The 23,359-nt window shown below is 63.8% G+C and carries 23 protein-coding genes; 11 read left to right on the plus strand and 12 right to left on the minus strand.

Translation table 11 applies throughout. The features are described 5' to 3' along the window. Nucleotides 1-3: 3 nt before the first annotated feature. The 5 genes from G8O24_RS04195 to G8O24_RS04215 all read right to left on the minus strand — a co-directional run bounded on the left by G8O24_RS04195 (nt 4) and on the right by G8O24_RS04215 (nt 3,810). Complete coding sequence (locus G8O24_RS04195) at nt 4-168, minus strand: hypothetical protein (protein ID WP_188096757.1); 165 nt, start codon at nt 166-168, stop codon at nt 4-6. A 199-nt stretch (nt 169-367) separates the two neighbouring features. Next, nucleotides 368-694, minus strand: coding sequence for a hypothetical protein (locus G8O24_RS04200; RefSeq protein ID WP_188096759.1), 327 nt, complete (start codon nt 692-694; stop codon nt 368-370). Nucleotides 695-730: 36 nt separating this feature from the next. Next, nucleotides 731-1,546: a MetQ/NlpA family ABC transporter substrate-binding protein gene (locus tag G8O24_RS04205; protein WP_188096761.1), complete on the minus strand. Its 816-nt coding sequence runs from the start codon at nt 1,544-1,546 to the stop codon at nt 731-733. A gap of 39 nt (nt 1,547-1,585) precedes the next feature. After that, nucleotides 1,586-2,929: an LLM class flavin-dependent oxidoreductase gene (locus tag G8O24_RS04210; protein ID WP_188096763.1), complete on the minus strand. Its 1,344-nt coding sequence runs from the start codon at nt 2,927-2,929 to the stop codon at nt 1,586-1,588. Nucleotides 2,930-2,973: 44 nt separating this feature from the next. Beyond that, nucleotides 2,974-3,810, minus strand: a complete 837-nt coding sequence (locus tag G8O24_RS04215) for a class I SAM-dependent methyltransferase (RefSeq protein ID WP_188096765.1) — start codon at nt 3,808-3,810, stop codon at nt 2,974-2,976. 375 nt (nt 3,811-4,185) lie between these two features. On the opposite strand from G8O24_RS04215, the gene G8O24_RS04220 reads away from it, so the two are divergent. The 5 genes from G8O24_RS04220 to G8O24_RS04240 all read left to right on the plus strand — a co-directional run bounded on the left by G8O24_RS04220 (nt 4,186) and on the right by G8O24_RS04240 (nt 9,647). Beyond that, complete coding sequence (locus tag G8O24_RS04220) at nt 4,186-5,625, plus strand: FAD-dependent oxidoreductase (protein ID WP_188096767.1); 1,440 nt, start codon at nt 4,186-4,188, stop codon at nt 5,623-5,625. 298 nt (nt 5,626-5,923) lie between these two features. Further along, complete coding sequence (locus G8O24_RS04225; protein ID WP_188096769.1) at nt 5,924-6,850, plus strand: TauD/TfdA dioxygenase family protein; 927 nt, start codon at nt 5,924-5,926, stop codon at nt 6,848-6,850. A gap of 22 nt (nt 6,851-6,872) precedes the next feature. Further along, entirely contained in the window at nt 6,873-7,931 is a 1,059-nt protein-coding gene (locus tag G8O24_RS04230; protein WP_188096771.1) for an ABC transporter substrate-binding protein, read from the plus strand. Then, on the plus strand, nt 7,928-8,788 hold the full coding sequence (locus G8O24_RS04235; protein WP_188096773.1) for an ABC transporter ATP-binding protein: 861 nt from the start codon (nt 7,928-7,930) through the stop codon (nt 8,786-8,788). Before G8O24_RS04230 ends, G8O24_RS04235 begins: the two co-directional genes overlap by 4 nt. Next, nucleotides 8,781-9,647, plus strand: a complete 867-nt coding sequence (locus tag G8O24_RS04240; RefSeq protein WP_188096775.1) for an ABC transporter permease — start codon at nt 8,781-8,783, stop codon at nt 9,645-9,647. The genes G8O24_RS04235 and G8O24_RS04240 overlap by 8 nt, the downstream gene beginning before the upstream one ends. Nucleotides 9,648-9,706: 59 nt before the next feature. Here the strand turns inward: G8O24_RS04240 and epsC are convergent, their stop codons facing one another. The 6 genes from epsC to G8O24_RS04270 are packed head-to-tail and all read right to left on the minus strand — an operon-like array spanning nt 9,707 to nt 15,039. Then, nucleotides 9,707-10,633 carry a serine O-acetyltransferase EpsC gene (gene epsC, locus G8O24_RS04245; protein WP_188096777.1) on the minus strand — a complete coding sequence of 309 codons (927 nt, stop codon included), beginning with the start codon at nt 10,631-10,633 and terminating at the stop codon, nt 9,707-9,709. A gap of 46 nt (nt 10,634-10,679) precedes the next feature. Beyond that, complete coding sequence (locus G8O24_RS04250; RefSeq protein ID WP_188096779.1) at nt 10,680-11,252, minus strand: flavin reductase family protein; 573 nt, start codon at nt 11,250-11,252, stop codon at nt 10,680-10,682. A 38-nt stretch (nt 11,253-11,290) separates the two neighbouring features. Continuing rightward, the gene (locus G8O24_RS04255) at nt 11,291-12,523 is read right to left on the minus strand and encodes an acyl-CoA dehydrogenase family protein (protein WP_188096781.1); all 1,233 of its coding nucleotides are present in this window, start codon (nt 12,521-12,523) and stop codon (nt 11,291-11,293) included. A 22-nt stretch (nt 12,524-12,545) separates the two neighbouring features. After that, on the minus strand, nt 12,546-13,550 hold the full coding sequence (locus tag G8O24_RS04260) for an NrtA/SsuA/CpmA family ABC transporter substrate-binding protein (RefSeq protein WP_188096782.1): 1,005 nt from the start codon (nt 13,548-13,550) through the stop codon (nt 12,546-12,548). A gap of 17 nt (nt 13,551-13,567) precedes the next feature. Next, complete coding sequence (locus G8O24_RS04265; protein ID WP_188096784.1) at nt 13,568-14,296, minus strand: ABC transporter ATP-binding protein; 729 nt, start codon at nt 14,294-14,296, stop codon at nt 13,568-13,570. Continuing rightward, complete coding sequence (locus G8O24_RS04270) at nt 14,293-15,039, minus strand: ABC transporter permease subunit (RefSeq protein ID WP_244645742.1); 747 nt, start codon at nt 15,037-15,039, stop codon at nt 14,293-14,295. Before G8O24_RS04270 ends, G8O24_RS04265 begins: the two co-directional genes overlap by 4 nt. A 391-nt stretch (nt 15,040-15,430) precedes the next feature. Between G8O24_RS04270 and G8O24_RS04275 the strand changes: the two genes are divergently transcribed. Then, nucleotides 15,431-16,522, plus strand: coding sequence for an LLM class flavin-dependent oxidoreductase (locus tag G8O24_RS04275; RefSeq protein ID WP_188096786.1), 1,092 nt, complete (start codon nt 15,431-15,433; stop codon nt 16,520-16,522). A 13-nt stretch (nt 16,523-16,535) separates the two neighbouring features. Here G8O24_RS04275 and G8O24_RS04280 read toward each other — a convergent pair whose 3' ends face one another. Beyond that, entirely contained in the window at nt 16,536-17,876 is a 1,341-nt protein-coding gene (locus G8O24_RS04280) for an LLM class flavin-dependent oxidoreductase (RefSeq protein WP_188096788.1), read from the minus strand. 68 nt (nt 17,877-17,944) lie between these two features. Between G8O24_RS04280 and G8O24_RS04285 the strand changes: the two genes are divergently transcribed. Genes G8O24_RS04285 through nikE form a run of 5 tightly spaced genes read left to right on the plus strand, consistent with a single transcriptional unit; the run spans nt 17,945 to nt 23,358 of the window. Further along, the gene (locus G8O24_RS04285; RefSeq protein WP_188096790.1) at nt 17,945-18,211 is read left to right on the plus strand and encodes a hypothetical protein; all 267 of its coding nucleotides are present in this window, start codon (nt 17,945-17,947) and stop codon (nt 18,209-18,211) included. Then, nucleotides 18,198-19,808 carry an ABC transporter substrate-binding protein gene (locus G8O24_RS04290; protein ID WP_188096791.1) on the plus strand — a complete coding sequence of 537 codons (1,611 nt, stop codon included), beginning with the start codon at nt 18,198-18,200 and terminating at the stop codon, nt 19,806-19,808. Before G8O24_RS04285 ends, G8O24_RS04290 begins: the two co-directional genes overlap by 14 nt. A 3-nt stretch (nt 19,809-19,811) precedes the next feature. Continuing rightward, on the plus strand, nt 19,812-20,729 hold the full coding sequence (locus tag G8O24_RS04295; RefSeq protein ID WP_188096793.1) for an ABC transporter permease: 918 nt from the start codon (nt 19,812-19,814) through the stop codon (nt 20,727-20,729). Further along, nucleotides 20,726-21,640, plus strand: a complete 915-nt coding sequence (locus tag G8O24_RS04300; RefSeq protein WP_188096795.1) for an ABC transporter permease — start codon at nt 20,726-20,728, stop codon at nt 21,638-21,640. The genes G8O24_RS04295 and G8O24_RS04300 overlap by 4 nt, the downstream gene beginning before the upstream one ends. Then, complete coding sequence (gene nikE, locus G8O24_RS04305; protein ID WP_188096797.1) at nt 21,637-23,358, plus strand: nickel ABC transporter ATP-binding protein NikE; 1,722 nt, start codon at nt 21,637-21,639, stop codon at nt 23,356-23,358. Before G8O24_RS04300 ends, nikE begins: the two co-directional genes overlap by 4 nt. Nucleotide 23,359 lies beyond the last annotated feature (1 nt).

The raw sequence follows: 23,359 nt of genomic DNA on the forward strand, positions 1-23,359 counted from the left end.
TTGTCAGCCGTGGGGTCCGAACAGGAACATCTCGTAAAGGTCGTCCTGAGGGCTGCATCGGTCATCGTTCGGGCCGCCGGTCTGCGGCTGCAATGAGCGCCGGAACCATCCGCACGCCTGTTCGAACCAGCTGGCGAAGCATGATTGCAGCGAGATGACGTAGCTCATGTTCACTCCGGACAACATTGTAGGGCGAGAACGCCACAAGCCTAACACGAGCGGTAACCCGTTGAACACCGCCAGCCGTTGGCCACGATCAGTTTGGTTGGATCGTACTGAGACTGTTATCTGTTCGAGCAGGAAATTCCCCGGCGCCGTTTCGCGAGGAGCATTTTTCACGCGATGTAGGGAGTGCGGAGGCGTTGAATCAGTTGTTCGCGAGCAGCGCGAGCACGTCGGCGTGCCGCAGACGCGGGGTGGAACCGGCGTTCAGCGGCCTGCGGCAGGAGTCCGGCAGCACGGCAAGCATGGGCATGCCCATGCTGCCAACCGATGCATACAGCAGGCTCCGGTCGGCGCGCTCACGCAGGTGCGCCCCCGTCATCAGGCCAAGCACGAACAGGAATGCGATTGGCCGCACCAGCGGGAGGATCAAAGCCTCGTGCCGGTCGATGCGATCGGTCACTGCGCGCGCGGCGGTCGCCCGCTCCGCGGCAGAACGAAGACCGGTCCAATCCTGGGTGAACTCGAACATGCTCGTTCCGTGTGCCGCTGCCGCTTCGCGAATCGTTCACTTCATGTAATCGGGCAAGGTAAAGCCGTCATAGAAATGATCGGCCTTGATCGCCGTCTTGAACGCCGGGGACTTGTAGCCGGCGACGATATCCTGGGCCCATTCGGCATTGGCGTTGGCCTTCTTCACTGCGAGCACGTTGATGTAGGGCGTCGTCATCTTCTCCAGCGCAAAGGCATTGGTCAGCTTCAGCCCGCTGAAAATCGCAAAATTGCCCTGGATGGCGGCGAAGTCGACGTCGTCTAGCGCCCGCGGAGCCTGCGCCGCCTCGAGCGGGACCAGCTTGATACCGCCTGGATTCTTGATGACATCGAGCTCGGTCACGTCGACCGGCTTGCTGTCGCGGATCTCGACCAGGCCGAGATCGCGCAGCACCCACAGCGCGCGCTGGAGATTGACGGGATCGTTCGGCACCGCGACGCTCGAGCCCGGCTTGATCGGCGTGCCCAGCGGGTGCTTCTTCGAATAAAGGCCCATTGGTGGCGTCGGGACGTGGACGATGCCGACGAGATCGGTCTTCTGGCGCTCGTTGTATGACTCGAGGAAGACCGTGTGCTGCATCACATTGGCATCGATCTCGGACTTGAACACCGCGTTGTTGGCCTCAAGGCCGGTCGAGAATTCGACGTAGCGGATCTTGTAGCCCTTCTGCCTCAGCTCGGGCTCGACGCCGATCTTGAACTCATCGATATACGGCCCCGGCACGAAACCGACCCGCAGCTCAGGCTTCGCGGGTTGCTGCGCCAGGGAGTTTTCGGCGGCGAGCGGGGAGAGAGCCAAAAGGCCCGAGAGGAGAAACAACGCGGTCTTCATGTCTTCTTACGGTTTTCCAGTTTGGAGGGGAGAACGGTGTCAGGCGATTGCCTTGACCTCGTTCGAGTAGATGCTGGCGGGACGGGCGAGGCCGTAGTGCTCGCGCAGCGTCGTGCCGGTGTAGTCCTCGCGGAACAAGCCGCGCTTGCGCAGGATCGGGACGACCTGCTCGGCAAAGGCATCGAAGCCGCCGGGCAACCAGGGCGGCATCACGTTGAAGCCGTCGGCCGCACCGCCCTCGAACCAGGTCTGGATGTTGTCGGCGATCTTTTCCGGCGTGCCGGCAATGACCCAATGGCCGCGCGCTCCGGCGAGGCGCTGCACCAGTTGTCGAATGGTCGGCTTCTCGCGATCGACGATGTCGACCACGAGCTTGAAACGGCTGGCCACGCCGCGTGCGCTTGCGGTGTCGATCAAATGGCGGGGAACCGGACCGTCGAGATCGTAACCGGTGAGATCGACGCCGATCATCTGGCGCAGCTGCGTCAGGGAATATTCCGGCTGTATCAGCTCGTTGAACTCATCTTGTAGGCGATCGGCCTCGGCTTGTGTGCTTCCGATGAAGGGGCTGATGCCGGGGAGGATCTTAATCTCGTCGGAGCCGCGATCGAAGGTGCGGGCCTGCCGTTTGATGTCCGCATAGAAGGTCTTGGCGGAGTCCAGCGTCTGATGTGCGGTGAAGATGGCTTCCGCAAAGCGCGCGGCGAAAGCGCGGCCGTCGTCGGAGGAGCCGGCCTGCACATACACCGGCCGGCCCTGCGGCGTGCGCGAGATGTTCAACGGGCCGCGCACGCGAAAATACTTGCCGACATGGTCGAGCGTGTGGATCTTGCTGGTCTCGGCGAAGACGCCGGAAGCGGGATCGTTGACGAGCGCGTCGTCCTCCCAGCTATCCCAGAGCCGCGAGATCACGTCGAGATACTCGCGGGCGCGCTCATAGCGCTCGTGGTGAGGCGGGTGCTCGGGCAAGCCAAAATTCTGCGCAGCCTGCGGCGCACTGGTCGTCACGATATTCCAGCCGGCGCGTCCCCGGCTCAAATGGTCGAGCGAGGCGAACAGGCGCGCGAGATTGTAGGGCTCGGTATAGGTGGTCGATGCCGTCGCGATCAGGCCGATGCGCTTCGTCACCGCGGCGATCGCAGCCAGCCAGGTGATCGGCTCGAAGCGAAATCGCTGGGCGTAGCGGACATTGTCGGCGAGGGCCGGCCCGTCAGCAAAGAAGATGGCGTCGAACTTGCTCGCCTCGGCACGCTGCGCCAGCTCCTGGTAATAGGTTATGTCGAGGATGCGGTCTGGTTCAGATCCCTTGTAGCGCCACGCGGCTTCGTGATGGCCGCCGGGATAGATGAAGAGATTGAGAACAAGCTGCCGTGGATTGCTCATGGTTCGAACGTCCAGGTACGATGGCCGGGTAGGGGGCGGAGTAGCTACAAGGCAGAACGGGCGGCTGATGATGTCGGCTTTCGCGCGAAGGCGAAACGGAGATATCGCGCCAGGCGCAGGCCCTCCGGCGTACGCCTTGCCTCGACCAGTGCAGCAAAGGCCGTGTCGATCGCTGCCCGTTCCGCCGATGAAAAGCCGCCAAGAAAGTTGCCGAATGCGCTGGCTTCGGACCATTCGAGCACCGACTTCACGTCGCCGTGGAGATCGGCGAGCGAGCGCAGGTCGCTGCGGTAATCGACGAAGCCAGTCTCGGCGAATAGCGCTCTGAGCTCCTCGTCGGTGGCCCCGAGCACGCGAAGGGACTCGCCGCTTCGCTCGCCGAAGCCGGCCTGTTCGATTGCCTGGCGGAGCAGGGTTCTCGACTCGTGAGGTTTGGTCGGATCCTGAACGTTCAGTCCGATCCGGCCGCCCGGCTTGAGTACCCGCTCGATCTCGCGCAGCGCCTGCTGCTTGTCGGCGATCCAGTGGAAGACGCTGTTGAGGTAGACGGCATCGAATTGCGCGGGTCCAAAGCGCGAAAGGTCCTCGGCGCGGCCGACATCGAAAGTCAGCGTCTCCGAGGTTCGCAGACGCGCGATGGCGATCCGGTTCTCCAAGGGGTCGATGCCGATCACGCGGCCGGTGGGGCCGACCAGTCCGGCGACGAATTCGGTCAGGCGGCCAGTGCCGGCGCCGATATCGAGGACGTGATCACCGGACTTCAAAGCCAGCGGTCCGATGAGGAATTTGCCATGGTGAAACTGGAGGACGCCGGCCCGCTCGTAGGTACGTGCAAGCTCGGGCGTGTCCCGTTCGAGGCTGATGACGCCGGCAGTCGACATCGTGCTTTCCAAAATCTCCAACGCGCCGCGGAGGCGGCTCGAGCCGGACGAACTCTATGTTGTCGGGGTGAGAAAAGTCGATGAAATGGATTTGCGTTGTTTGGTGCGAGGTGAGCATGAATCTAGCGGCGGGAGCGCGTTGAGGAGATGATGTCGCGGGCCGATCGCCTCGACTGAAAGGCGGCCTGGCGCGCGAATGTTCTGGCGCGCGTCCTGGCGTGCTCGGTGCTGTTGACGCAAATCTTTCAACGCGCCGTGACCCCGCGGTGAGTTCGTTGTCCGGGCCGCCAAACAAAACCGATTCCATTTCATTGACTGAGCGTCGCTGGCTTCTACGATTTGATCGCATCTGGTGCCGACAAATCCGGGTGCAACATGTTTCAATCTGATGCCGACGCCGCAGCGCGTGAGACCTTGCGTCTGATCGGTCCGGACCCGCAGAACTGGGTTCCGGATCGACGCGGGGTCGATCACAACGTCGCAATCATCGGTGGCGGTCAGTCCGGAAGCACTTTCGCCTTTGCATTGCGCCGTTCCGGCATCGGCAAGGTCACGGTGATCGATGCCGCAAATGACGCGGCTTCGTCGGGCCCATGGCTGAGCAGCGCGCGCATGCACAAGCTGCGGACCCCGAAGAACCTGCCCGGCCCCGAGCTTGGCTTGCCCGGACTGAGCTTCCAGGCCTGGTATGAAGCCCGCAATGGCGCGGTCGCATATGAAGCGGTGGATCGTATTTCCCGCCTCGATTGGGCGGCCTATCTTGACTGGTATCGCAAGACGCTCGGCATCGAGGTGCGCTACCGGACCAGGCTCGTGCGTATCGAACCGGCTCAGGACCACCTGCGGCTTCATCTCGATGTCGCGGGCGAGGCGAGGACCGAAACCACTCGCAAGGTCATCCTCGCCAGCGGTTTTCCAAGCAACGGCGGTCCGTCCATTCCCGACGTGCTCTCGCGCAATCTGCCAAAGGAGCTTTACGCCCATACATTGGAGGCGATCGATTTCGGCAAGCTGCGCGACAAGGCAGTCGCGGTGCTGGGCAGCGCAGCCTCGGCGTTCGATGCCGCGGGTGTTGCGCTCGAGGCGGGGGCGAGGGCGGTGCACCTGTTCGCACGCCGGGATAGGCTGGCTTCGGAGCCCGTGATCAGGACGCGCGGGTATCCAGGTGCATACGACAATTATGCGGCCCTCCCCGACGCGGTCCGCTGGCATCAGGCTATCCGCTTCCGTCGCGCGGGGTCGACACCGCCGCCGGACGCGATCGCACGCGCGGTCAAGTTCCCCAACTTCCACCTTCATCTGGCGGCACCATGGACGTCAGCCAAGCCGTTCGGGCGCCGGCTGCTTGCAACCACACCGCAAGGCGATATCGCCTTCGATTTCGTCATCGCCGGTACGGGCTACCAGGTCGATCTGGCGAAGCGGCCGGAGGTCGCCGACTTCGCCAACGAGATTCTGCTGTGGTGCGACCGCTTTACGCCACCAGCGGAAGAGCAGGACGATGGCCTTGGCGCGCATCCCTATCTCGGCGCGGGGCACGAGTTCCTGGAGAAGGAGCCCGGTCGCGCGCCTTACTTGCGGAACATCCATGTGTTCAATCCCGCGGCCTTCGTCAGCTTCGGCTTGCCGGTTGGCGACGTGCCGAGCTTCAAGCGCGATATTCCGGGCGTCGTCGCGCGGATCAGCAGGGATCTGTTCCTTGACGACCTTCCGGCACATGAGGCTCGGATCAACGGGCCGATCGCCGACGATTTCGAGCCGTCGCTCTATACGTCGGCCATCTGGCGTTCGCCCAACATCATCGCGGCGGAATAGAGCGGGGCGTACGTCCCGGCTGGAGGCGCCATGACCGTGGATGCGTCTGTTTCTCAACTGCCTCGAACTTTGGAAGCTATTTCCGAAGTCCTTGAGTTAGCATCATCTGACTGAACGAGAGGCTGCATTGATGCAGTCTTGAACGGGAAGATCCCGCCAGACGCGAGTTCCGCCAGAGCGGACGGCATTCCGCAAGAGGATCGATCGCGACATCACTGTCCTTTACTCCGTCGTCGCAGCAGCGATCGGCGCACGGCGGAGGCTTGTCCAAACGGATCGCGGTCTCGGGGAAGATGACATGACTGACGGAATCACCATCGACAACGTCATTCCGCGTTCGGATATCGTCAAGCGATCGGCCCGTATCGGCGCCGAAATCAGGAACGTCAAGCTCTCCGGCGATCTGCCGGACCGGACGATTGCCGCGATCAACCAGGTGCTGCTCGAGCACAAGGTGATCTTCTTCCGTGATCAGAATCACCTCGACGATGCCGAGCAGGAGCGTTTTGCCCATCGGCTCGGCAAGCTGGTGCCGCATCCGACGGTCGGCGCCACCAAGGGCACGGCCTCCATCCTCGAACTCGACTCCGCGCGCGGGGGCGGGCGGGCCGACCAGTGGCACACCGACGTCACGTTCGTCGACGCCTATCCAAAGATCTCGGTCCTGCGCGGCGTCGTGATCCCGGAGTTTGGCGGCGACACGATCTGGTCGAATACGGCCGCGGCCTATCTCGACCTTCCGGCGCCGCTGCGCAAGCTCGCGGATGAGCTCTGGGCGGTGCACAGCAATGCCTACGACTACGCGGTCAAGACCCGCGCGAGCGAAGCTGATCGGAAGCAATTCGAAGAGGTCTTCACGGCGACGGTCTACGAGACCGAGCATCCCGTCGTCCGAGTCCATCCGGAGACCGGCGAGCGGACGCTGGTGCTGGGCAATTTCGTCCAGCGCTTCGTTGGCCTGTCGAAATATGACGGACAGAAGCTGTTCGATCTGTTCCAGTCGCACATCACCGCGCCGGAGAACACCGTGCGCTGGAACTGGCGGCAGGGGGACGTGGTGATCTGGGACAACCGCGCGACCCAACATTACGCCGTGAACGATTATGGCGACCAGCACCGCGTGGTCCGGCGCGCCACCATCGATGGCGAAGTGCCTGTCAGCATCGACGGCCGGAGCAGTGTCACTCGCGTCAAGGCGGCGAAACCCCAAGCTAAGGCCGCCTGAACCGGGCAATGGAGTGAACACGATGAAGATCACTATCTCAGCGTTGCGCCGTCTGGTTGCCAGTCTGCGGGCAAGAGGCCGACGGCTCGGACTGGCGGCCCTTGGGCTGACGGCTCTCACCGGCAGCGCCATGGCCGAGCCGCAGCTTGAAAAGACCGAGATCCGCTATCAGGGCTGGGTCGGGCAGGTGACCTTCGTCGAGCTGGCCGACGATCTTGGCTATCTCGCGCCGCTCAAGCTCAAATGGGTCGGCAACACCATCAGCGGTCCGCAGGACATCCAGACCGTCGTGACTGGCGACATCGATATCGGCGGTGCGTTCTACGGCGCGATCATCAAGTTGATCGCCGCCAAAGCGCCGATCAAGGCGGTGGTCGGTTACTACGGTTCGGACGAGAACACCTATAACGGCTACTACGTGAAGGAGGACAGCCCGATCAAGACCGCGCGGGACCTGATCGGCAAGAAGGTCGCAGTCAACACGCTGGGGGCGCATCTCGAATTCGTCCTGCGCGAGTACCTTGCCCGCAACGGCCTGACGCCGGCGGAGGCAAAGCAGGTGACGCTGGTCGCGATCCCGCCCGTCACCGGCGAGCAGGCGCTGCGACAAGGACAGGTCGAGGTTACCACGTTGGCCGGCGTATTGCGCGACAAGGCGCTCGAGCGCGGCGGGATTCGCAGACTGTTTGCCGACACGGATCTGTTCGGGAGCTTTACCGGCGGAGCCTATGTGTTGCGGGATAAGTTCATCAAGGAGAACCCGAACACGTCCCGCACGCTGATTGAAGGCGTCTCCCGTGCCATCGCCTGGGCACAGACCACTCCGCCCGAGGAGGTGCGCGCACGCTTCGAGCGCATCATTGGCGAACGCAAGCGGAACGAGGATGCCACGCCGATCAAATATTGGAAGAGCACGGGCGTCGCGACCAAGGGTGGCGTGATCGGGAATGCCGAGCTCCAGGTGTGGATCGACTGGCTGGTCAAGGACGGGCTCTTGAAGCCGGACCAGCTCAAGCCGTCGGACCTCTACACCAACGAGTTCAACTATTTCCGCCCTGGCAAGACCGCGGAGGCCAAATGACGCCAGCCAAGATCCGGTTCGAGCACGTCCGCAAGGAATTCCCGGTCCGCGGCAAGGATGGCGGGCCGGCGCAAAGCTTCACGGCACTTGACGACATCACACTGGATGTTCGGACCGGCGAATTCCTTGCCCTGGTCGGGCCGAGCGGATGCGGCAAGTCGACCCTGCTGGATTTGCTCGGCGGCCTGACGACACCGAGTAGCGGGCGCATCCTGCTCGATGGCAAGATCATCGAGGGGCCTGCGCGCGACCGCGGCATCGTGTTTCAGCAATATGCGCTGTTTCCCTGGCGCACAGCTGCTCAGAATGTCGAATTCGGGCTCGATATCGCCGGGGTGAAGGCCAGGGAGCGGCGGGAGAAGGCGCAGCACTATCTCGATCTCGTCGGTCTGTCCGGCTTTGCTGATCGCTATCCGCACGAGCTCTCCGGTGGCATGAAGCAGCGCGTCGCGATCGCCCGCAGCCTTGCCTACGATCCGGAAGTGCTGCTGATGGACGAGCCGTTTGCAGCGCTGGATGCGCAAACGCGCGAGACGCTGCAGGTTGAACTCTTGCGGATCTGGCGCAGCACGGGAAAGACCATCCTGTTCATCACCCACGGCATCGATGAAGCCGTGGTGCTTGGTCAGCGCGTGGCGGTGATGACCTCGCGTCCGGGCCGCATCAAGCAACTCATCGATATTCCCGATGAGCTGCACAGCGAGACCGAGGACGTTCGCTCACTGCCCGGATTCGGGCATGTCAGGCACGAAGTATGGTCGCTGCTGCGCGACGAGGTCTTGAAGGCGCAAGGCTCCCAGGTGGTCGCTTTGGGCGGCGAGCCCGTGGCAAAGGCGAAGGAGCTGGCTCATGTCTAATCTGGAGATCCTGACCCTGCTGGAGCTGGCCGAGGGGAGCCCGAGAGACCGGGCCAGGCAACGTGCCGGCGTAGTTGTCGCAGCGAGGGGCAGCTTGGTGCGTTGGTTCGGCATCATCGGGCAACGATGCCTGCTGTTGCTGCTGTTCCTGGCCGTCTGGGAGACGGCGCCGCGCCTTGGTCTGATCGATGTGACCTTCCTGCCGCCGTTCTCCGAGGTGATCGCCGCGGGCTGGCAGCTTGCACAGAGTGGGGAGCTCTATGACGATGTCGCCGCCAGCCTGCTTCGAGCCCTCAGCGGTTTCCTGATCGCCATCGTCCTGTTCGTGCCGTTGGGGGTGCTGACGGGATGGTATGCCCGGCTTGGCGATCTCCTGAACCAGATCATCGAGATCGCGCGCAACACGGCGCCGCTGGCGCTGCTGCCGGTCTTCATTCTCCTGCTCGGGATCGGCGAGCTCTCGAAGGTCACCATGGTGATCTATAGCTGCGCCTGGCCGCTGCTGCTCAATACGATCGCGGCCGTGCGCCAGGTCGATCCGCTCCTGATCAAGTCGGCGCGGACGATGGGGGCGACGCCAAGCCAGTTGTTCCGAAAGGTGATCCTGCCGGCGTCGCTGCCGACGATCTTCGTCGGCATTCGCCTCGCGAGCGCTTCGGCGATGCTGGTGTTGGTGGCCTCGGAGATGGTCGGTGCGAAATCAGGGCTCGGCTTTCTCATCATCAATAGCCAGTACAGCTTCCTGATCCCGCAGATGTATTTCGGCATCCTCGGCATCACCGTGATCGGCCTCGCCTTCAACGCAATCCTCGAGGCGTTGGAGCGTCGCCTGATGCGCTGGAAGGCGCCGGCCGTATAGCGTTTTCGAGCGAAGTGGACACCGGTTCGCGCCAAGAAAACGCGTAGAAACAAGAAGCTCTAGCCTTGCTTGTTTCGGACCGTGGCCTGGGTCACGATGCTGTTCGGCGGCACACTTTGGGTCAGCCAGACATTGCCGCCGATCGTCGATCCGCGACCAATGGTGATCCGGCCCAAAATCGTGGCGCCGGCATAGATGACGACGTCATCTTCCACGATCGGATGGCGGGCGTCGCCCTTGATCAAACTGCCATCGTCGTCGGTCGGAAAGTGGCGGGCGCCGAGCGTGACGGCCTGATAGACGCGGACGTTGTCGCCGATGATGGCGGTCTCGCCGATCACAACGCCTGTGCCGTGGTCGATGAAGAAGCCCGAGCCGATGCTCGCGCCGGGGTGGATGTCGATCCCGGTACGGGTATGCGCGATCTCGGCGATCAGGCGAGCGATAAGTCGAGCGCCCAGTCCGTGCAGGATATGGGCGAGGCGGTGATGAATGATTGCCGTCATCCCGGGATAGCCGATCAGGATCTCGGGAAAATTCCGGGCGGCCGGGTCGCCGACGAAGGCGGCCCTGAGGTCGTTGATGAGGAGCCCGCGCACGATCGGCAGTCGCGAGCCGAAGGTCCGGGTCAGTTCGATTGCGTCCTCGCGGCGGAAGCCGGCAGTGAGCTCGTCGCCGATGAAGAGGGCGCCGCGATGGATCTGGTCGCACAACGAGTCCAAGGCGACGCTGAGCGTGTTTCCGACGAAATAGTCGATATTCTCGCCGTCGAGCTCGGAGCGACCGTAATGCCGCGGAAACAGCGCCGCCGTGAGGCCATTGAGGACCGCCTCCAGAGCTTCACGCGATGGGGCTTGGCGTGCTTCGCCGTCCCTGCGAATGCTGTGTGTCTCCTCCCGGGAGACGCGGAGCTCGGCCACGATCCGGTCGAGCCGCCACCGGCTGGCAGTTGGCTCGAGGTCCGATGTCGGTATTTCGCGTTTCATGCTGCCCTCGCTTTGTGCCGGAGACCGAGAAGCTGCAGGAGCGCTCCTACCTGACATGCGCCAGGGGGATGCTGATCTCGGCGAGCAAATCCAGATCGTAATCGTGCTTGATCTCGATGTATTGACCGTTCCAGTATACCAGCCCCGACAACTGGGGCGACAATTCGAAGCTCAAAATGCTGCCGACGATGATCCCGTGCGAATACCGCTCGATGATCTCCTCCACCTGGCATTCGACCGTCGCCAGTGAATTGCCAAGCAGGGGGACGCCGGATAGCCCAGCCGTCCAGGCTACGCCTTCATAGCGCTGAGCCCCCTTCAGCCTGCCATTGCTGAATCGGCTCGCGAGCTCCTGCTGGTCTGATCCGAGAATGTTGACCCCGAACACCCTGTGGCGTTCGATCGGGGCGAAGGACGAGGCCTGCCTGTTGACGCTGACCAGCACGCGCGGCGGGCTCGCGCTGAGCGAGGTCAGTGACGTGACCGTCATCCCCGTGATGTCGTCGTCGCGGCCGGCCGTGATGATGCTGACGCCGCCGGCGAGGCGGCGCATCACGGCGCGGAACTGCTGCTCGATCTCATCGCCGTCAGTGACCAGATGAATGTCCGACTTTCCCATGGTTTATTCTCCTCGGACCGTCGAATGAGGGCCCCTTCCTAGAAGAAGCCCTTCGCCGGCAACGGCGTGCCGCTGATTTCGTACTGACCGATCGAGCGCGCCTTGTAGGTGGTCGGATTGTGCGACGACAGCGTCCGTGCATTGCGCCAGTGCCGGTCGAAATTGGTGACCTTCTTGGTCGCGGACGCGCCGCCGACGTCGAACAGCAGGCTGCCGCCGCGGATCGCGAAATCGTCGGCGATGATCTTGGCTTTGGCCGAGAGCAGCGCGGCCGTGTGGGCGGCTTCCGCGGCGTTCGATGCGCCCGCGTCGAAGGCATCGGTCGCGACGTCGAGCGCCTCGGCAGCCGCCAGCACCACCGTTTCGGCCGCAAACGCCCCGCTGGCGATCTGGCCGACGGTCTGCTGGAGCAGGGGATCGTCGGTCGGAATTTCGGTCGGCGCGTAATAGAACGTACGCTTACGCGAATGGATCAGGGCGGTCGCGTCGCGCAAGGTTGCGCGCGCGATACCGGCAACGACCGCAGTCAGGAACAGTTGCGCGAACGTGTTCGAGTAAGGAACGCCGTAGCCCGTGTCAGGTGTGTCGAAGACGATCTCCTGGCGTTTGACCTTGACGTTGCGGAAATGCGTCGTGCCGGTTGCGGTGAGCCGCTGTCCGAGCCCGTCCCAGTCATCAACCAGCTCGATGCCGTCGCGCTTGATCGGTACGATGGTCGCGCCGGTTGTTCCATCAGGATCGGCCGCGCGCACCAGAACATAGTCGGAGTACAACGTGCCGGTGCTGTAATATTTGGTGCCGTTCAGCAGGAAATCGCCGTTCGCGTCCGGCGTGAATGTGGTGCCCGGCGTGACATTGCCAACGCGCGGGCTTTCCAGCTCGGTGGTCGCAAGGCCGATGATGGCGCCTTCGGTCACCGCCTTCTGCCAGGCGCGGCTCTGCTCGTCCTTGGGCGTGCGCACCAGCCGCTCGACCACACTGAAATGGTTGCGAAGAATATGCGCGACATTGGCGTCGGCCTCGCCGAGGCGGATCACGAAAGCGAAGAGATCGCGGATCGTGCTGCCGGCACCGCCGGCGTTCACCGGAAGCCGCAACGCGCCGAGGCGGGCGCGGCGGATGAGATCGATGACCTCGAAGGGGAGCACGCGGTCGCGTTCTCGCGCGCTCGCCCCCTCGGCGATCTGGTTGAGCAGCGCTTCCAGCTCCGGCGAGCCGGTTTTGAGCGGCTCCGATGAGCCGAGGGAGGGGGCGGATACGGTCTTGTTCATGATTGGCCTGCTGGTCACGTTCTTAGAGCTGGGCGAGATGATCGGTCACCTTGACCGGCTCGGGCAGAACCTTGCGAGCGACGAGCCAGTCGGCAGCCTTTTGCAGCTCGCTGATGAAGCGCTCGTCATTGACCGCGAAGTAGCGGTACTGGCGCTTCAGCGCGATGAACTGATCGCGGACCTCGTCGCTGTACTTGCCCGCCTTCTGGGCGATGTACTCCGCCTCCTTGCCGTTCTCCGAGATCCACTTGCCTTCGGCGCGGAACGCATCGTCGACGGCGCGCACGAGGGCGGGGTTGTCGGTCGCGAATTTGCGGGTGGTCAGGTACGAGGTGTAGTCGATCTGGAAGTCGAGATCGCGGCCCTCCAGGAAGATGTCATGCGCCTTGTATTCGAGCCGCGCGATGTCGACGCCTGGGCTCCACATCGACCAGGCGTCGACCTTGCCGGAGGCAAGGGCCGGCGCGGCGTCGGGCGGATTGAGATAGACGAACTTGACCTTGGAACGGTCAACCTTGTGCTTCTCGAGCGCTGCGACCAGCAGGAATTCGCCGAGGCCGGAGCGGTTGACCGCGACCGACTTGCCGACGAGGTCCTCGACCTTGTCGATGCCGGAGCCGTCCTTGGCGATGATCGCCGTGGTGCGGGGCTCGTAGACCACGAACTGGGTGAACACCAGCGGAGAGCCCGCGATGATAGCGGCCAGCGCCGGCGTCGTGCTGCCGCCAAAGCTGAAATCGGCGCTGCCGCCGGTGACCGCCTGCAATGTCGGGGCATGGTTCGGGAAGGGGCCGAGCCATTCGACCTTGATGCTGTCCTTGGCCAGCACCTTCTCGAACTCGCCGCGCTCCTTGGCGATCAGATTGAGGCCGCTGAGGCCCCAGGTCAGGCGCACTGTGTCAGTCGTACGGCCGGTTGCGGCCTCGGCAAAATCGCTGATGTTGAGGCCGGCGAGGGCGCCGACACCGAAGGCCGCCGTGCCAAGAAAGCTGCGGCGGGACGGCTTGGCGATGGGAGAGTCAGACATCATGGCCTTCCGCTAAATCAGTGGATGGAATGCGAGTTCACGCCGAGCTCGCGAAGGAGCTCGGTACGCGAGATGGGTGTCGAGGCGTTGCGCGCGGCGCGGTGCTCGTAGGCGATGGCGCCGTTCCGCATCACCAGGATGCGATCCGCCAGAGCAATCGCCTCATCAACGTCATGCGTGACGAGCAGAACGCCCGGCTGGTGATTGGCGACGAGTTCCCGAACGAGCTCATGCATGCGAATGCGGGTGAGAGCGTCCAATGCTGCAAAGGGCTCGTCGAGCAGCAGAAGCTCGGGCTGCTGGACCAGCGCACGGGCCAGCGCGACGCGCTGGGCCTGTCCGCCGGAAAGATTGCGCGGCCAGTCGTCGAGACGATCGCCGAGGCCCACCTCGGTCAACGCTTCGGCGGCGCGCTCGCGTGCGTCCGGCACCTGCAAACCAAGCGAGACGTTGCGCCAGAGGCTGTCCCAGGGCAGCAGCCGGTGCTCCTGGAACACCACCGCCGGACGGCGCGGCGCGACGATGCGTCCGCCCTGGATCGAATCCAGTCCCGCGAGCGCCCGCAGCAATGTGGTCTTGCCGCAGCCGCTCTCGCCAAGCAGAGCAACGAACTCGCCCCGTTCGATGCGCAGGTTCAGCTTCTCGATGACCACGCGGCTGCCGTAGCTGCGCACGAGATTGCTGACGACGACGGCCGGACCGGTTTCAAATGAAGCGGGAGACAGTGGAGCCACGTGAGCGCTCATCGTGCCGCCCCGTAGTTCGGATGCCAGGCAAGCAAGCGCCGTTCGAGGACGCGGGCAATGCCGTCGGCTGCGACACCGATGAGCGCATAGATCACGATCGTCAGAACGATCACGTCGGTCCGCAGGAATTCACGCGCGTCCATGGCGAGAAAGCCGATGCCCGACTGTGCGCCGATGGTTTCGGCGACGACCAGCGCAAGCCATGCCGTCGCCAGCGCATAGCGGACCCCCGTCAGGATCGACGGCAATGCCCCGGGAAGGATGATCCGGCGGATCAGCTGGAGCGAGCTCAGTCCCTGGACGCGGCCGAGCTCGAGCAGCTTTGGATCGACCTGGCGAATACCGAGGACCGTGTTGATGTAGATCGGGAAGGTGACGCCGAGGGCCACGAGGAAGATCTTTTGCGTCTCGCCGACGCCAAGCCAGACGATGACCAGGGGCAGCGCTGCGAGGAACGGGATCGCCCGGATCATCTGCACGCTGCGGTCGATCAGAGCTTCGGCGACGCGGGAGAAGCCGACGAGAATGCCGAGGCCGCCACCGACGGCCGTGCCGATCACGAATCCCGCCGCCGCCCGCAGCAAGCTCACGCCGAGATCGTTAAGGAGTGTGCCCGTGGTTACAAGCTTGAAAGCCGTGCGGATCACCTTGCTTGGCGCCGGCAGAACTTGCGGCGAGAGCCATCCTGCCTGCGCCAGCCACTCCCAGATGATGACCAGCACGACCGGCGCCAGCCATGACAGGAGCTGAAGGCCGCGCGTGCCAAGCCTGCTCTTCGTGGCGGCCGGAGCGAGTGCGTTATCGCTGCTTTGCGACGACGGTGCGCTGTCCGCACCGATCACGGTGCGGTCGATGCCGCTCAGTTCCACATTGCTCAAGACGTCAGACCTCGTTTCACGCACTGCATCTGATGCAGGAGGCGTGACGGCAATCACCTGCCGTCTCTACAAAATGTCCCACGAAATCAGGCCGACCGAAATAGAGCGGTATTTCAATTGTCGTCAGATCCGGAGTGATCTGCTGTCGTCGCAGCGTGGCTGTGCGACAAAGAAAATCTTTTGATGCAGGTCTGCTTGAACTTGCGCCAGCGATTGGCGAGAACGCCCAAAGTCGAGAGAACTACGGGAGAGCATGATGACGGCTGCACCTCTTCGCTTCGGCATCTGGGCCCTGGTGCACGGGCCCCGCGCCGCGCATCAGGACCCGGAAGAGCCCTATGATGCGTCCTGGGAGCGCAATCGTGATCTCATTCTTGCCGCCGAGGAGCTCGGCTACGATTCGACGCTGATCGCGCAGCACACGATCAATCCGCATCAGGAGGATCTCGATCAACTCGAAGCCTGGAGCGCTGCTGCAGCGATTGCGGCGCTGACCAGGCGCATCGAGATTATCGCCGCGATCAAGCCGTATCTCTATCACCCCGTGGTGCTGGCGAAACTCGCACTTGGCATCGAGAACATCAGTCGCGGCCGGTTTGCGATCAATCTGGTCAATGCCTGGAATCGTCCGGAGCTCGAGAAGGCGGGAATCGGCTTTCCCGAGCACGATGCGCGCTATGCTTACGGCAAGGAGTGGATCTCCGTCGTGTCCCGTCTGATGGAGGGCGAGCGCCTCAATTTCAGCGGCGATCACTTCAACGTCACGGACTATGCGCTGCGGCCGACCAGCCTCTACCGTAAGCGCCCGGCCATCTATGTCGGCGGGGAATCCGAGCCCGCGCGCGATCTAGTCGCCGGCCATGGCGATGTCTGGTTCATCAACGGCCAGCCGCTCGACGACGTTGCCGGCCTGATCGCCGATGTCGCGGCCCGGCCGCGCGGTTCGGCGCCGCCATTGCGCTTCGGTTTGTCCGCCTTTGTCGTCGCACGCGAGACCCGGGAGCAGGCGCAAGTCGCCTATGAGCGGCTGCTCAGCCTTGCGGCCAAGGATGCGCCGATGAAGGCGATCCAGAAGCAGAACACAGACCCGAAGGTCGTGATGATGCAGACCATGCAGAAGACGCCGCGGGTCGGCAGCAATGGTGGCACGGCCGCGGGCCTGGTCGGCAGTTACGACGAGGTCGCGGCGCGCATCGCGGCGTTCCATGCCGCCGGTATCGAACTGTTCATGTTGCAATTCCAGCCTTTCGAGGCGGAGATGCGGCGTTTTGCGGAGGAGATCATCCCCCGTGTCCGGGCCAGGCAATCGGCTGGGCCTGCTGCGAAGTTGGCCGATGCCGTAGGATAGACGGTGGCGACGTTCAGGCCGAGGCGACTGCCGGCGGTCGCTTCGCATAGCGGCTCGCTGGCCGAGGCAGTCCGAAATGGTCGCGCAACGTCGTGCCCGTATACTCGGTCCGGAACAGTCCGCGCTTCTGCAGGATCGGCACCACGTTGTCAACGAAGGTCTCGAGCCCCGTGGGCAGAACGTCCGGCATCAGGTTGAAGCCGTCGGCGGCACCGGCCTTGAACCAGGCCTCGATATCGTCTGCGATCTGCTCGGGCGTGCCCACGATGATGCGATGGCCAACGCCGCCGCCGAGCGCGCGGATCAACTGACGAACGGTGAGGTTGCCGCGGCGGGCGATGTTCACGGTGCCCTGGAACATGGTGTGGTTGGCGTTTGCCGGAAGCGGCAACGGATCGGGCAGCGGCTTGTCGAGCTCGAGCAAAGCAGGATCGATCTGAAGCGTACCGGCGAGACGCGCCAGGCTGTATTCGATCGGGACCAGCTCCCAAAGCTCGTCCTGTCGCCGCTTCGCCTCGGCCTCCGTGCTGCCGATGACCGTGGCAAGCCCGGGGAGGGTGACGATGGAATCACCGGAACGCCCGTAAGCTGCGGCGCGCGCACGCAGGTCGCGCGCGTAGGCGACACCTTCCTCGATCGACTGCGCCAGCGTGAACACGGCTTCCGCATAGGCGGCCGCGAAATCACGTCCGTCATTGGAGCCGCCGGCCTGCACCGTGACAGGACGTCCCTGCGGCGAGCGTGGGACATTCAGCGGTCCGGCCACCGTATAATGCGGGCCGCGATGCGCGATCGGGTGCACCTTCGACGTATCGACAAATCGCGCACTCGCCTTGTCGCCGACAAAGGCGTCGTCCTCCCAACTGTCGAACAGCGCATGGACGACCTCCGTGAATTCCTTGGCGCGCTCATAGCGGGCCTTATGCTCCAGCGCGCCGGAGAGGCCGAAATTGCGGCTTGACGCGGCATCTGCGGTCGTGACGGCGTTCCATCCCGAGCGACCACCACTGGCGTGATCAAGGGACACGAAGCGGCGTGCGATGTTGTAGGGCTCGTTGTAGGTCGTCGAGACCGTCCCGATCAGTCCGATATGCGTGGTTGCGGCTGCCACAGTCGCCAAGATGATGGTCGGCTCCAGCGACGTGAACGACCGGTAGTCGATACGGTCGTTCACGGCAGGCGAATCCGCCAGAAAGATCGCGTCGAGCTTTCCACGCTCGGCAATCTGCGCCACCCGCACGTAATGACCGAGATCAAAGAATGCGCGCGGATCACTGTCGGGCAGGCGCCAGGCCGACGGATAGACGCCGGAGTGAAGCAGGTTGACGTTCAGGTGTAGTTGGCGTGGCGACATGGGAATTCCGGAGTCAGCGTGTTGTCGGGACGTGATGCGCAATCGGCGTGCAGCATCGAATTGTTCGATTGGCCTTCGATGTCGTCGATTTCATCCATCGTCGGCGTGCGTGCTCGAATAATTTTTCAAACTTCATTCTCGGACATCGTCGCGACCGTTTGCGTGTTGCGTTTGCGTGCGACGCCGAATTACATCGCGATGCGATGAGAAATAACGCCTGGTGCGGATCGGATGAAGTGCAAACGCACGTCACTGCTCAATTGGTGATGTTCGATGCGTTGATTGCGCAGGCAGTAGCAGAAACGAGCGCAGGTGACGCGGATGAAGAAGAATAATTTGCTGATGGGCGGCGTGGCGATTGCCCTGCTTGCGACGAGTGCGGCGAACGCTGACGACAAGCCAGTCTCTGGTGGTGCGCTGCGCTGGGGCGTGACGACCGAGCCGGCCTGCTTTGATCCGCATTACGCTTCGCAACAGGCTGCGTTCTTCGTTGCCCGCAACTACATCGACTCGCTGATTGCGAAGAAGACGGACGGAACCTTCGCGCCGTGGCTTGCGACCGAGTGGTCGATCTCGGAGGACGGCAAGGAATACACTTACAAGCTTAGGGAAGACGTCGTCTTCCACGACGGCGAGAAGTTCGATGCCGCCGCAGTCAAGGCCAATTACGACTTCGTCAAGAAGCCCGAGAACGCCGTTACCGCCGTCTCGCTGCTCCAGGCTTACGATCATGCCGAGGTGGTGTCGCCCTATGTGATCAAGCTGGTGCTGTCGACCCCGGATTCGAGCTTCCTGGAATCCACGTCCAATGTGAAGCTCGGCCTGATCTCGCCGAAATCGCTGGCGAAGGGCGATCTCTGCGGCGGCGGGCGCGCACTGGCCGGCACCGGGCCGTTCGTGTTCGAGAACTACACGCGGGGCCAGTCCGCGGTATTCGCGCGCAATGTGGGGTACAATTGGGGGCCCGGCAATGCCGCGCATAGCGGTCCCGCGTATCTCGACCGCGTGACGTTCCGCTTCCTGCCGGAATATGCCGTACGGACCGGCGCATTGACGTCGGGGCAGGTGGATCTGATCGAGGGGGTGCAGCCGACCGACGCGCCACTGTTCGCGGAACAGCCCGGCTTCAAGCTGCTGACCGGCCCGTCCGGTGCCAGCACCTCCTTCACGTTCAATATCAATTACACACGGCCGCCGGCGGATGACGTTCGCGTCCGCCGTGCGCTGCGGGACGGGTTCGATCTCGAGCCGATCGTGAAGCAGGTCTATCTCGGCACCGTGCCGCGGGCCTGGTCGATCATCGGCCCGGCCAATCCGGCCTACAACAAGGCGCTGGTCGGCTCATGGGGCAACGACATCGCCGGCGCCAACAAGCTGCTGGATGAGGCTGGCTGGACCGGCCGCGATTCCGAGGGCTTCCGCACCAAGGACGGCAAGCGTCTCTCGATCGAGGTCGGCTATCCCCAGCCCTATGTGCGCGACAATCGCGACATCCTGATCCAGGGCGTCCAGGCGGCGCTGCGCAAGAACGTCGGTCTCGATCTCAATCTGCGACTGATTACGGCGGGCGAATATGCCAAGAACAACGCCAACGGGACCTGGGCGATCTATCCCAACACCGATAATCCGTCGGATCCCGCGCGTGAGCTCTGGGACATGCTGGGATCGAAGGGCTTCCTCTATTCCAACATTCCCAATCCTGACCAGGAGATCACCAGCCAGATTGACGAATCCCTGCGGACGACCGACCCGGTCCGCAAGCGGCAACTCACCGACGCGATCCAGAAGCGCGGCGTCGACCAGGCCTTCATCGTGCCGCTGTTCGCGCCGAGCTGGTTCCTGGCGGCGAAGAGCAACGTCAACGGTCTGGGCTTCGAGGCTGGCCTCGATTCGCCCTCCAGCGCTTATGACTTCTGGATCGCGAAGAAGTAGCCGATGTGGTCCCGCATCATCTCCAGGCTGCTCACCAGCCTGGTGGTGGCCTGGGCGAGCGTGACAGCGACGTTTCTGGCGTTGCACGCCTTGCCCGGCCGCATTCAGGATATCCTCGCAGGCGACGTCGAATATCCCGGCCTGCGCGAGGCGATCGCGGCCGAATGGGGCCTCGATCAGAGCTTGCCAATGCAATATTTCGAGTTCCTGTCCCGAATCCTTCGCGGCGATTTCGGCACGTCCTATGTGCTGCGCCAGCCGGTGATCGAAGTGGTGGGGTCGCAACTTCTGCCGACTGTCGAGCTCGCGCTGACCGCCGGCGTGCTGGCGATCGTGATTGCGGGCCTCATCGCACTGCTGACGGCGGGGCGAGGGCGCCTCTCGCGCGAGCTGGCCTCGTTCGTCGAACTGGTGTTCGCCTCGACGCCGGTGTTCTGGCTCGGCATCCTCCTGCTGATGGCGTTCTCGTTCAATCTACGCTGGTTCCCTGTGTCGGGCGCGGAAGGGTGGAGTTCTCTGGTCCTGCCGGCGATCACTTTGGCGCTGCCGACCGCCGGCCTGCTGACGCAGGTGCTGCGCGAGGCGATGGAGAAGACGCTCGATCAGCCGTTCGTGACGACAGTGCGGTCACGCGGCGTCGGGGAGTTCATCATCCGCTGGCGGCACGTGCTGCGGCACGCTCTCTTGCCGGCGGTGACGCTAGGTGGCTGGCTGATCGGCGGGCTGCTCGGCGGTGCTGTCATCACCGAGAAGGTCTTCGGCCGGCCGGGCCTTGGCACCGTCACACTCGGTGCGGTGTTGACCCATGACGTGCCTGTCGTGCTCACGGTCGTACTGCTCGCCGCCTTCATCCATGTCGCGGCGTCTACGGTGCTCGACATTCTCTATGTGCTGATCGATCCGAGATTGAGGGCCCAATGACCGCGCCGTCCCATCGCGCCTTCGATACGGCCGTGCCGCTCGACGTGCCGGAAGACCTCGCTGGCTTCGAGACGCCGCATCCTTCAGCCACCATCGGTGGTCCCCGCCGCGTGCGGCTTGGGCTCATTCTGTCCGGCGTCTTCGTCGCGTTCCTGATTGCGGCGTCGATCGCGCCTTCGCTGTTTACCCACTTCGACCCGCTCGTCGGCGATTTCAGCGAGGGCTTGAAGCCGCCGGGCTGGGCGCATCTGTTCGGAACCGATCGGCTCGGCCGCGACGTCTTCGCGCGAACCGTCTTCGGTACGCGATATTCCCTCCTGATCGGGTTCGGCGGCGTTGCGGTCGGGCTCGGCGCCGGCATCGTCCTCGGCATCATCGCCGGTCAACGCAATCGCATTCTGGACGAGGCGGTGTCGCGCCTGTTCGACATGCTGTCCTCATTTCCCGGCGTGCTGCTCGCCATGTTGATCGTAACCTTCCTCGGCCAGGGCATGCTGAACATCGCTATCGCGGTCGGCATCGCCGGCATCCCGAAATTCGGCCGCGTGGTGCGGGCGCAGACCCAACTGATCCGAGACGCAGACTATGTGACGCAGGCGGCGATCTACGGATTGAGCCGCTGGCAGGTCTTCATCCGACACGTGCTCCCCAACGTGCTCGTCGCCATTCCGATCATCGCCACCGTCTATATCGGCTCTACAATCCTGATCGTATCGGGGTTGAGCTTCCTCGGGCTCGGCCCGCAACCGCCGACGCCGGAATGGGGCGTGATGCTGGCTGAAAGTCGAGACGTGCTGCGGGTTGCTTGGTGGCCCGGCGTGTTTCCGGGCCTTGCCATCACGGCGACCGTGATTGCCTTCAGCGTCATCGGCAACCATCTGCAACAGAGATTTGAAGGGCGGCTCGCATGAGTAGCGTCTGGTCGCAGAAAGATCGGGTGGCGCCGATCGTCGAGGTCCGGGGGCTGAGCATCGGCTTTGCGGGCGCCAATGGCGGCAAGCCGATTGTGACCGATTTCGATCTCACGGTCAGTCCCGGCGAATGCGTTGCGCTGGTCGGTGAGTCCGGCTCGGGCAAGAGCATCACCGCGCGCAGCCTGCTCAACCTTGCCGGCGAGGGCGCGCGGACCGCCGCGCACCCGTTCGAGATCATGGGGCGCGACGCGCGCAGCTTCGGCGAAGCCGACTGGCGCAAGCTGCGTGGAACCGTGACGGGGCTGGTCATGCAGGATGCCCTGGTCTCGCTCGATCCCCTGCGGACGATCGGCCAGGAGGTCGCCGAGGTGATCTCGAGCCATCGTATCCTCACCGATCCCGGCGCGATCCGCGACCGGACGCTGGAAACGCTCGGCAAGGTCGGCATCCCCAACCCGGCCGATCGCGCCTTGCAATATGCACATCAATTGTCGGGCGGCCTGCGCCAACGTGCGCTGATCGCCTCCGCAATTGCGGCCGATCCCGATCTGATCATCGCGGACGAGCCGACGACCTCACTCGACGTCACCGTCCAGGCTCAGGTCCTCCAGGTCCTGGCCGAGAGGATCCGCGAGGGGGCGGGCCTCCTGCTGATCAGCCATGATCTCGCCGTGGTCGCCGGCATCGCCGACCGTGTCATCGTGATGCGCAACGGCAGAGTGGTCGACAGCGGACCCACTCGTGACGTCCTCACCCATCCGCGCCATCCCTATACGCGGCAGTTGATCGCAGCGGTTCCGTCCGGGCAGTCGCGCGGATCCAGGCTCGCATCAGCGAGGTTCGAGCCGGGTGCTGTTGATACGACGGCGCTCGCTATCGTGCGCGAGCCTCTGCCTCAGCGTCAGGCCGCAGGTGCGGTCGTGCTCGAGGTCGAAGGCATCGCAAAGAGCTTCACCGCGCCGAAGGCCGTCGGGCGTACGAAGTCGGTGGTCCTGCAGGACATCAGCTTTGACGTCCGGGCAGGCGAGGTCGTCGGCATCGTCGGCGAGTCCGGCTCCGGAAAATCCACCTGCGCCAAGATCGTGCTGGGGCTGCTGCCTCCCGACGAGGGCGAGGTACGATTGCTCGGGGAGCCCTGGTCGTCGGTTGCGGAGGCGGGCCGCCGCAGGCTGCGCCGCAAGCTGCAATACATCCCGCAGGACGCGCTCAGCAGCTTCGATCCGCGCTATCGCGTCAAAGACATTGTCGCGGAAAATCTTCCTGGCTCCGGCAGCCGCGGTGCACGGCGGGAGCGGATCGTGTCACTGCTCGACCTGGTCGGGCTGAATGCCGATTATCTCGACCGCCTGCCGCGATCGCTCTCCGGCGGCCAGCGTCAGCGGGTGTCGATCGCGCGCGCGCTGGCGGCGGAGCCCTCCATCATCGTCTGCGACGAGCCGGTCTCAGCGCTCGACATCTGCATCCAGGCCCAGGTCCTCGATCTCCTGGCCGAACTCCAATCGCGCCTCGGGACGGCGTTGCTCTTCATCTCGCATGACCTCGGTGTCATCGAGCATTTGTGCGACCGCGTGCTGGTGTTCCAGAACGGCCGCATCGTCGAGCAGGGCGCCACTGAGGACGTGCTCGGGCGCCCGCAGCACGCCTACACAAAGAGCCTGCTGGCCTCCGTGCCGGATATTCAGCGTGGCTTGCGTGCAGACGTTGCAGCGGCTTGAG

Origin of the sequence: Bradyrhizobium campsiandrae (assembly GCF_014529705.1) — a bacterium.
GTDB classification, from domain to species: Bacteria; Pseudomonadota; Alphaproteobacteria; order Rhizobiales; family Xanthobacteraceae; genus Bradyrhizobium; species Bradyrhizobium campsiandrae.

Bases quoted from the DNA above. Each gene is read 5' to 3' on its own strand.
- G8O24_RS04195 (WP_188096757.1), bottom strand. From the start codon at position 168: ATGAGCTACGTCATCTCGCTGCAATCATGCTTCGCCAGCTGGTTCGAA.
- G8O24_RS04200 (WP_188096759.1), bottom strand. From the start codon at position 694: ATGTTCGAGTTCACCCAGGATTGGACCGGTCTTCGTTCTGCCGCGGAG.
- G8O24_RS04205 (WP_188096761.1), bottom strand. From the start codon at position 1,546: ATGAAGACCGCGTTGTTTCTCCTCTCGGGCCTTTTGGCTCTCTCCCCG.
- G8O24_RS04210 (WP_188096763.1), bottom strand. From the start codon at position 2,929: ATGAGCAATCCACGGCAGCTTGTTCTCAATCTCTTCATCTATCCCGGC.
- G8O24_RS04215 (WP_188096765.1), bottom strand. From the start codon at position 3,810: ATGTCGACTGCCGGCGTCATCAGCCTCGAACGGGACACGCCCGAGCTT.
- G8O24_RS04220 (WP_188096767.1), top strand. From the start codon at position 4,186: ATGTTTCAATCTGATGCCGACGCCGCAGCGCGTGAGACCTTGCGTCTG.
- G8O24_RS04225 (WP_188096769.1), top strand. From the start codon at position 5,924: ATGACTGACGGAATCACCATCGACAACGTCATTCCGCGTTCGGATATC.
- G8O24_RS04230 (WP_188096771.1), top strand. From the start codon at position 6,873: ATGAAGATCACTATCTCAGCGTTGCGCCGTCTGGTTGCCAGTCTGCGG.
- G8O24_RS04235 (WP_188096773.1), top strand. From the start codon at position 7,928: ATGACGCCAGCCAAGATCCGGTTCGAGCACGTCCGCAAGGAATTCCCG.
- G8O24_RS04240 (WP_188096775.1), top strand. From the start codon at position 8,781: ATGTCTAATCTGGAGATCCTGACCCTGCTGGAGCTGGCCGAGGGGAGC.
- epsC (WP_188096777.1), bottom strand. From the start codon at position 10,633: ATGAAACGCGAAATACCGACATCGGACCTCGAGCCAACTGCCAGCCGG.
- G8O24_RS04250 (WP_188096779.1), bottom strand. From the start codon at position 11,252: ATGGGAAAGTCGGACATTCATCTGGTCACTGACGGCGATGAGATCGAG.
- G8O24_RS04255 (WP_188096781.1), bottom strand. From the start codon at position 12,523: ATGAACAAGACCGTATCCGCCCCCTCCCTCGGCTCATCGGAGCCGCTC.
- G8O24_RS04260 (WP_188096782.1), bottom strand. From the start codon at position 13,550: ATGTCTGACTCTCCCATCGCCAAGCCGTCCCGCCGCAGCTTTCTTGGC.
- G8O24_RS04265 (WP_188096784.1), bottom strand. From the start codon at position 14,296: ATGAGCGCTCACGTGGCTCCACTGTCTCCCGCTTCATTTGAAACCGGT.
- G8O24_RS04275 (WP_188096786.1), top strand. From the start codon at position 15,431: ATGACGGCTGCACCTCTTCGCTTCGGCATCTGGGCCCTGGTGCACGGG.
- G8O24_RS04280 (WP_188096788.1), bottom strand. From the start codon at position 17,876: ATGTCGCCACGCCAACTACACCTGAACGTCAACCTGCTTCACTCCGGC.
- G8O24_RS04290 (WP_188096791.1), top strand. From the start codon at position 18,198: ATGAAGAAGAATAATTTGCTGATGGGCGGCGTGGCGATTGCCCTGCTT.
- G8O24_RS04295 (WP_188096793.1), top strand. From the start codon at position 19,812: ATGTGGTCCCGCATCATCTCCAGGCTGCTCACCAGCCTGGTGGTGGCC.
- G8O24_RS04300 (WP_188096795.1), top strand. From the start codon at position 20,726: ATGACCGCGCCGTCCCATCGCGCCTTCGATACGGCCGTGCCGCTCGAC.
- nikE (WP_188096797.1), top strand. From the start codon at position 21,637: ATGAGTAGCGTCTGGTCGCAGAAAGATCGGGTGGCGCCGATCGTCGAG.